This is a genomic window from Nonomuraea sp. 3N208, from assembly GCF_052245935.1.
In the GTDB taxonomy this organism is placed as follows: Bacteria; Actinomycetota; Actinomycetes; order Streptosporangiales; family Streptosporangiaceae; genus Nonomuraea.
Genome location: NZ_JBQQBR010000006.1, coordinates 384,881 through 391,079 on the forward strand (window position 1 = coordinate 384,881; position 6,199 = coordinate 391,079).

Sequence of the window (6,199 nt, forward strand, 5' to 3'; positions counted from 1 at the left end):
GTCCCGCGCCCGATGTGCCGGCCCGTGGCCTGGCCATAGCGTGCCCGCCATGACGACGACTGTTGAGAGATCGGAAACGGCGGGCGTGGTGTCCGCCCCGTACCGGGCGCTGAGCTTCGGGCTGGTCGCGATCGTGACGTTGCTCGCGTTCGAGGCGATGGCGGTGGCGACGGCCATGCCCGTGGTGGCCCGCGAGCTGCGCGGCATGCACCTGTACAACCTGGCCTTCAGCGCCACCCTGGCGGCCAGCGTGATCGCGACGGTGCTGGGCGGGCGGTGGAGCGACCGGCGGGGCCCGGTGGAGCCGATCGCGGCCGGCGTGGTGACCTTCGTGGCCGGGCTGCTGCTGGCCGGGTTCGCGCCGAACATGGAGATGTTCGTCGCCGGCCGGTTCGTGCAGGGGCTCGGGGCCGGGGCGACCCAGGTCGCGCTGTACGTGCTGGTCGCGCGGGTCTATCCGGGCGCGCTGCATCCCAAGGTGTTCGCCCTGTTCTCGGCCGCGTGGGTGGTGCCGTCCATGGTCGGGCCCGCGATCGCCGGCTTCGTGGTCGAGAACGCCGACTGGCGATGGATCTTCCTCGGCGTCTCGCTGATCGTCGTCCCGGCGGCGCTGCTGCTCTGGCGCGGTACCACCGGCCGTGAGCTGGGCGGCGGCACCGCCGGCCGTGAGCTGAGTGGCGGCAGCGCCGAGCCGGCCCCCGGCCTCGGTCGCAAGCTCGTCTGGGCCTCGCTGACCGCCGTCGCCGCCGCCCTCATCCAGTACGGCAGCGCGCTGAAGCTCGCAGGCCTGCCGCTCCTCGCCGCCGGCGTCGTCCTGCTGGCCGTGGTCCTGCCCAAGCTGCTCCTGCCGGGCTCGCTCAGGGCCGCCCCCGGCCTGCCCACCGCGCCCGTGCTGCGCGGCCTCGCGTTCGGCTCGCTCACCGCGGCCCAGGTGCTCATCCCGCTCATGCTGATGAACGAGCGCGGGCTCAGCGCCACGGGGGCGGGCGTCGTTCTCACCGTCGGCGCGCTCGGCTGGTCCACCGGCTCCTGGATCAAGGGCCGCGGCCGCATGAGCCACATGACAGCCATCCGCGGCGGCGCCGCCCTGCTCACGCTCGGGCTCGCGCTGGTGACGCTCGTGCTGATCGACGCGGTTCCGATCGCGCTCGCGTACGTGGCCATGCCCGTGGCCGGGCTCGGCATCGGCGCGTTGCACCCGACGGTGTCCGTTCTGGTGCTGGAGATGTCGCCGCAGGGCGAGGAAGGCCAGAACAGCGCGGCCGTGGGCGTGGGGGAGTCGGTGTTCACCGTGGTGGCCGTGGCGGGCAGCGGCGCCCTGTTCACCGCCACCGCCGAGAACTACGCCATCGGCCTGGCCTCCACCGTCGCGCTCGCGTTCCTGGCCTTCCTCCTGGCCCCGCGTTTGGTGCGTTCGGCACGAGCAGGCAGTATGGAGGTAACCGCGTCATAAAAGGGGGGTACATGCCGCGAGTGCGGGAGCTTGAGGTCTTCCGGCTGGTCCTGCCGTTCGGCAAGAGGTCGGAGACCCTGCTCGTGAAGCTCACCGACCAGGGCGGCATGACCGGCTGGGGCGAGGCGGTCTCCCCTCAGCCCAAGACCTGGTCGAGGCTCGAGGAGACGCTGGCCGCCCTGCTGATCGGGGTCGACTGGGAGCACCCCGACACGGTGCCGAGCGGCGACGCCGCGGTGGACATGGCCTGTTGGGACCTGTGGACCAGGATGCGGGGGGTGCCGCTCGCGGAGGCGATCGGCGGCACCCGCACTTCGCTCATGGCCACCGTGCGCCTGACGCCCGACCCGTCGCCCGAGAGCCTCGTCTCCCGGGTCAACCAGCAGGTCTGCGCCGGATACGGGCACGTCACGCTCGACATCAGGCCCGGCTGGGACGTGGAGCCGGTGCGGGCGGTGCGGCAGGCGTACCCGGCGCTGACCCTCGCCGTCGACTGCGGCAACTCCTACACCGACCTCGGCCAGCTCGTCGCGCTCGACTCCTACGGCCTGGAGGTGATCGAGCGGCCCTTCGCCGCCGGCGACGCCTACGCGCACGCCGCGCTGCAGGACCAGGTGGCCGCGTCGATCGCGGTCGAGGTCGGCTCGACCGCCGAGCTGGACGACTACCTGACGCTGCGGGCCGGGCGCGTCCTGCTGCTGCGGCCGGCGTCGTTCCCGTCGCTGAGCGAGGCCCGCCGGGCGCACGACCGCGCCGCGGCGGCGGGCTGGGACATCCAGTGCACGGGCGGCCAGGGCGCGGGGCTGGCCAGGGCGGCGACCGTGGCCGTCGCCAGCCTGCCGGGCTGCACCCTGCCGTGCGACGTGACGCAGCCGCCCCGCCAGAACCAGATCGTCTCCCCGATCGTGGGCGCCAACGCCGGCGTCATCGCCGTCCCCCTGACCCAGTCCGGCCTCGGCCACGACGTCGACGAGACGCGGCTGCGGCGCCTGACTAAGGACACCTTCCACGCGTAGGGTTCCTACCCGGTCGATTGGCGGGTGAGTGGACCGCCCGCGTCGGCTGCGGCTATCGGTTTTCTGTGGCGGGCGTGCTCGAAAGCTGGAATACTTAGCGTGTCCGTTCGAATACGAAGGGAAAGATTCCATGGTCGCCATGGTGGAAGAAGAGCACCACACGGAATCAATCCAAGCGAGCTTCTCGCACCTACCGCAGACCGCTCGTGAGCTGTTCGATGCCTTGCCCCCCCTCCCCGGTCTCCGGGTTGAGGTCGTCGAAGGGAACCTGCTTGTAAGTCCGATGGGCAGTCCGGAACACACCTGGATGGCAGTAGAACTGGATCATGCCCTTTTCCCCGTCTACCGAGAGCGAGGATGGCGTGGAGCCCCCGGCGGCCTGAACATCTGCATCGAGGGCCCCCGAGATTCTCTCGTGCCCGACTTCGTCCTCGCGCCCCCTGATTGCCCGCGGTGGGGCGCGGGGGAGCTGCTGTCGTCCGGGGTGCTGATGGTTGCCGAGGTGGTCTCGCCCGGCAGCGTACACACCGATCGTGAGGAGAAGGTTCGCCTCTATGCGGTGGGTCAAGTGCCGATCTACCTGTTGATCGATCCCGTCAGCAAGACTCCAGCCGTCACCGTGTTCAGTGACATCAAGGACGACACCTATAGGACGATCCTCAAGGTGGACATGGGAACACCGATCAAGCTGCCCGCCCCGGTCGATTCCGAGCTGGACACCTCCATCTTCAAGGTATGACCGCAACGGTCCTATGACTCGTTCAGGGCGGCCCGCGGATGCTCGACGTGGCCCTGCGGCGCAAGGGATATGTGCACGCCCACCCGTTCGCCCAGCGAGAGCTGGTCGGCCCGCTGGGCGATCGGGTCAATCTGGTAGAACTGGCAGCGAAAGCGGAGCGTGGCGAACCGTACGGGATCCTGCTGGGGGCATGGATGACGGGGAGAGACCCGGACGAGGACGCCATCAGGCTGGCCGCCGAGTCGCTGGCTTCCGGAGATCCGGTGGGCTGGTTCGAGCGGCTTTACGCCGAATCGGCGAACGGGGACGCGATCGTGCCGTGGGACTCGCGGTCGCCGCACTTCCTGCTGGCCGAGTGGGGCGTCCTCGGGACGGGACGGGCGCTGGTCGTGGGGGTCGGGCTGGGGGACGACGCCGAATACGTGGCGGGGCTCGGCTACGAGACGGTGGCGTTCGACGTGAGTGAGTCGGCCGTACGGCTGGCGCAGGAACGCTTTCCGGAGAGCGCGGTGCGGTATGAGGCCGCGGACCTGCTGGACCCGCCCGCGGAGTGGCGGCAGGCCTTCGACCTGGTCGTTGAGATCATGACCGTGCAGGCGCTGCCCGAGCAGCTGCACGCCGCGGCCAGCGCGCGGATCGCCGAGTTCGTCCGGCCTGGAGGCACGTTGCTGGTGATCGCCTCCGGCCGGGAGGAAGACGGGCCGGTGTTCGCGCCGCCGTGGCCGCTGACCCCGTCCGAGATCGCGGCGTTCGCGACGGACGGGCTGGAGAAGGGGACCATCGAGGACCTGCGTGACGGGGAACGGCACCGCTGGCGCGCCACCTTCCACCGCCCCGCATGACGACATATGTCAGAGTGGAACGCCCTGCCGATGAGGATGTCCGTGCCGTCGCTACGTAACCTTTTCCAGGCCAACCGCTATCCAGGCCGGAGTGTGGTGTGGGCGAGAACGCTCGACGGCGCGATGTGCGGCGGCTACCTGCTGACCGGCCGCAGCCAGGCATCGCGGGAACGAGCCCTGCGTCTGAGCGATCAGGAGCTCATCGTCGGCCCGACCGGTCCAGCCGAGAATGATCCGCTGCGTCACTACGTCGCCGCCATGCAACGTGACGGCTGGCTGGTGTTCGGCAACGGCGAGCAGGTGGCCACCGTCGCGGACCGCCTGCTGGAGGGGCAGTCGGCAGCCGTCGCGCTGGACGGCCTGGACTACGAGCCCGACCCGCCGATCTTCACGCCGCGGATCACCGTGATCGTGGACGTGAACTCTCCTACGGACGCCTGGTTCGGGGCGGCCCGCCGGAGCCTCAGCGACAGAACATCGGCCAACGTGCTCACCCTCTCCGTCCGGGACCTGGCCCCCGGTGATGCCGTGCTGATGACCACGTACATCTCCGACGGCCACCGCATCGTCACAAGAGAGCCTTTCCTCGAAGGCCTGACCACGGCCGCTGACCAGGGCGAACTGCTGGACGAGCTATGGGAGGCACTCGATCCGCAATTTCGGGTGGCGGCGGCGACCTTCACGCCCCACCGCCTCGCCGAGGCCACCCTGCGCCACCAACGATGAGGCGGGTACGTCCTACTGGGTCGGCCTGGAGCGGAGACCTCAGCCGGTGAGGACGGGGGCCTCCTCCTGGCCGAAGGTGATCACGATGTACCTGCCGTTGGCGTAGCTGACCACCGGCCGCCCGAGCAGGTCACCCACCCTGCGAGCGACCCCCTGGAACAGCTCCACCATCTCCGGGGTGTCGGCGGACACCCTGAACCGGCCGTTGGCGAGGAGTTGCTCGGCGACCAAGGGGGAGAAGTTCGCCTCGGCCCGGACCTTCTCTTCCGGGCTGAGAGGGGTGCGCTGGGGCGCGGGCTGTGTGCCGAAATTGTGGGGCATTTGATGATCTCCTCGTGATCGCCGTCGTTCTAGGATGCCATCCGCGCCTCCCGCCTGGACCGCCACTGCGCAACCAGTGAAGAGGCCTGGGAGAGGGGCATGGTGACCGCGACCGCGATGTGCCACCAGAACAGGCCGTCCAGTACTACCTTCGGCCAGTCGACCGTTTTCTCCAGCCGCCAGGGATGCGCCCGCAGTGCGTCGATCTGCTCCATGGTCTCCGCGGAGGCGCCGCTGTCCAGCCAGCCCCACGGATAGCCCATTCCGCGGTGGTAGCCGAACATGCAGCACACGGTTTCGCGTACCACCAACAGACTAAGGAACAAGCCGGCCGTACCGAGGGCCGCCGTGACAGACCAGGCCGCCCAGCCGGCCCGGCGGCCGGTGAAGCCGAGCCAGGCGAGGACCACACCCCCCGTGCACAGGGACGCGCTGAACGCCAGATAGTGGCTCTGGCCGCCGGAGGCCGACAGCGCGAGGACGCCGAGGAACATGCTTGCCGTGCCGAGGAATCCCACCGCGTAGGTGCGCTGACTCGGTAAGGTCATGCCGCCGAGCATCGCACGGATCACGGGCATGATCCATATTGCCCTGCGCTCCCGGGCGGACGGTGTCTCCCCTGGATGAGAATGTCGGCATGTTTCACGTATATCTCCGCCGTTGTGCGGTCTCGGCAGAGACCAGGGCTGGGAGGCGTCGCTGATCGTAGTGCAGGAGTTTCGCGGTCCCGACGATCCTCGGGAGAAGGGGATATCGGTGAGCGCGGACGTGGTCCGATGGCTTTTGACGGCACAACAATTCGAGATCTCATGAGCTGCGTGGGCTGATCTAGGCAGGGGCTCCTCGGGGTGAGCGGCGCTTGACGGGTGTCTTACCCGCACGGTTGATGGTGATGTGTTCCTCAGAGGCCGGCTGGGTATTCGACTACCTCGCCAGGCAACGGGTGGGCACCAGAGGGGGGCGGAGCCCCCTGGGGGACGCTAATGGGAACCACCGAGTCCGCTGATCGGGCAGACTCGGTGCCTGGTGGCCGCTGGTGAGTGAGCACTCCCGGACGCTGGACCGATCTTCGAGTCCTGTGGACAGACCGTTGCCCTCACCG

The 6,199-nt window shown here is 69.4% G+C and carries 7 protein-coding genes; 5 read left to right on the forward strand and 2 right to left on the reverse strand.

The genetic code is table 11. From position 1 onward, the window contains the following. Positions 1-49: 49 nt before the first annotated feature. From ACTWPT_RS11815 to ACTWPT_RS11835, 5 genes are all read left to right on the forward strand, one after another. Positions 50-1,453, forward strand: coding sequence for an MFS transporter (locus tag ACTWPT_RS11815; RefSeq protein ID WP_443177333.1), 1,404 nt, complete (start codon positions 50-52; stop codon positions 1,451-1,453). Positions 1,454-1,464: 11 nt separating this feature from the next. Further along, positions 1,465-2,469, forward strand: coding sequence for an enolase C-terminal domain-like protein (locus ACTWPT_RS11820; protein ID WP_443177334.1), 1,005 nt, complete (start codon positions 1,465-1,467; stop codon positions 2,467-2,469). 130 nt (positions 2,470-2,599) lie between these two features. Further along, positions 2,600-3,208 carry a Uma2 family endonuclease gene (locus ACTWPT_RS11825; protein WP_443177335.1) on the forward strand — a complete coding sequence of 203 codons (609 nt, stop codon included), beginning with the start codon at positions 2,600-2,602 and terminating at the stop codon, positions 3,206-3,208. A 38-nt stretch (positions 3,209-3,246) separates the two neighbouring features. Then, positions 3,247-4,050: a class I SAM-dependent methyltransferase gene (locus ACTWPT_RS11830; RefSeq protein WP_443177336.1), complete on the forward strand. Its 804-nt coding sequence runs from the start codon at positions 3,247-3,249 to the stop codon at positions 4,048-4,050. A 42-nt stretch (positions 4,051-4,092) separates the two neighbouring features. After that, entirely contained in the window at positions 4,093-4,776 is a 684-nt protein-coding gene (locus tag ACTWPT_RS11835) for an IMP cyclohydrolase (RefSeq protein ID WP_443177337.1), read from the forward strand. A 39-nt stretch (positions 4,777-4,815) separates the two neighbouring features. Here the strand turns inward: ACTWPT_RS11835 and ACTWPT_RS11840 are convergent, their stop codons facing one another. Both ACTWPT_RS11840 and ACTWPT_RS11845 read right to left on the reverse strand, forming a co-directional pair. After that, positions 4,816-5,097 (reverse strand): hypothetical protein, encoded by a 282-nt coding sequence (locus ACTWPT_RS11840; protein WP_443177338.1) that lies wholly within the window; start codon positions 5,095-5,097, stop codon positions 4,816-4,818. A 29-nt stretch (positions 5,098-5,126) separates the two neighbouring features. Then, positions 5,127-5,645: a hypothetical protein gene (locus ACTWPT_RS11845; protein WP_443177339.1), complete on the reverse strand. Its 519-nt coding sequence runs from the start codon at positions 5,643-5,645 to the stop codon at positions 5,127-5,129. Positions 5,646-6,199: the final 554 nt, after the last annotated feature.

What these genes read in the sequence shown, in the direction of transcription:
- ACTWPT_RS11815 (WP_443177333.1), top strand. Translation starts at nt 50, where the DNA reads ATGACGACGACTGTTGAGAGATCGGAAACGGCGGGCGTGGTGTCCGCC.
- ACTWPT_RS11830 (WP_443177336.1), top strand. Translation starts at nt 3,247, where the DNA reads ATGCTCGACGTGGCCCTGCGGCGCAAGGGATATGTGCACGCCCACCCG.
- ACTWPT_RS11825 (WP_443177335.1), top strand. Translation starts at nt 2,600, where the DNA reads ATGGTCGCCATGGTGGAAGAAGAGCACCACACGGAATCAATCCAAGCG.
- ACTWPT_RS11840 (WP_443177338.1), bottom strand. Translation starts at nt 5,097, where the DNA reads ATGCCCCACAATTTCGGCACACAGCCCGCGCCCCAGCGCACCCCTCTC.
- ACTWPT_RS11820 (WP_443177334.1), top strand. Translation starts at nt 1,465, where the DNA reads ATGCCGCGAGTGCGGGAGCTTGAGGTCTTCCGGCTGGTCCTGCCGTTC.
- ACTWPT_RS11845 (WP_443177339.1), bottom strand. Translation starts at nt 5,645, where the DNA reads ATGACCTTACCGAGTCAGCGCACCTACGCGGTGGGATTCCTCGGCACG.